The 920-nt window shown below is 61.4% G+C and carries 1 protein-coding gene; it reads right to left on the bottom strand.

The window, feature by feature from the left end; genetic code table 11:
• A partial coding sequence (locus GY769_15115; protein ID MCP4203252.1) for a hypothetical protein occupies positions 1-836 on the bottom strand: 836 nt, incomplete at its 3' end.
• Positions 837-920 lie beyond the last annotated feature (84 nt).

Here is a 920-nt window from a genome sequence, read left to right as displayed (position 1 = left end):
TTGCCCAGGCGACCTACCTTATAGATTACGACTTCCGTCAACTCGTCCGACTCGAAACGGACGGTGACCCGCGTAGAGGACTCGGCGATAATCTGTTCGAGCGAGGCGATCTGCTGTCGGAGTTTGGGACCGGCCGGCGTCACTCCCGAGGCGGTCGCGAGGACCTCAGTCGCCGACTCGAGCACTCTATCGTCCGAGAGTCGATTTGGATTCTTGATATGAAACTCCAGTCGATCCGAAAGATCGGTCCGTTCAACACACCTCGCCTTACCTTCTCGGGCGAATCGAATGGCCGAGTCCAGCTCCAGCACCGCTTGATACGCTTCGGCTGCCGAGCGCCACTGCTCCGCTGCTTCCAAAGCAAGTGCTCGTTCCCGGTGTTCGGCGATCTTTTGGAGACGTAGCCCCTCTTCGGCCTGCGCCAGCCCGTCGGCGATTTCCGGCGCTTCCGGCCTCATCGCCTTCGCCCGAAGAAACGCCTCGCGGGCGGTCTCGTAATGACTCCGGTCGAGGGCCGCCATCCCTACCGACATGACCTCCACGAAGGCGTTCTCTGCAAACCGAGAGTCGACACGCGCCAGAGCCTGTTGCGCGGTTCGAGAAAGGGGATCGAGGGAAACCGCTTTCCGGTAATCCCGGACCGCACCTTGTAGATCCCCGTTGGTTTCCAGCCGCCCTCCCGAAGCAAGCAGAGCGAGCATTTCATCGAGTACACCGGCCCGCCTGAGTCCGGTTGCCGCCTCCGGGTTTTCGGGATCGATGCTTGCAGCCAGACGAAAGGCTTGGAAAGCCGCAGCAGCGTCACCCGCCGCCAGTGCCTGGCGCCCATCCTCCAAAGCTTGCCCGAAGATATCTCGAGCCCGTTTGTCAACCGCTTCGAGCAGATCTTCGGCATTCCGTTAAGTTTCGACCGCGCCGCC

It is taken from the genome of bacterium (assembly GCA_024224155.1).
Taxonomy (GTDB): Bacteria; Acidobacteriota; Thermoanaerobaculia; order Multivoradales; family JAHEKO01; genus CALZIK01.
This window is presented reverse-complemented; position numbering and strand designations above follow the sequence as displayed.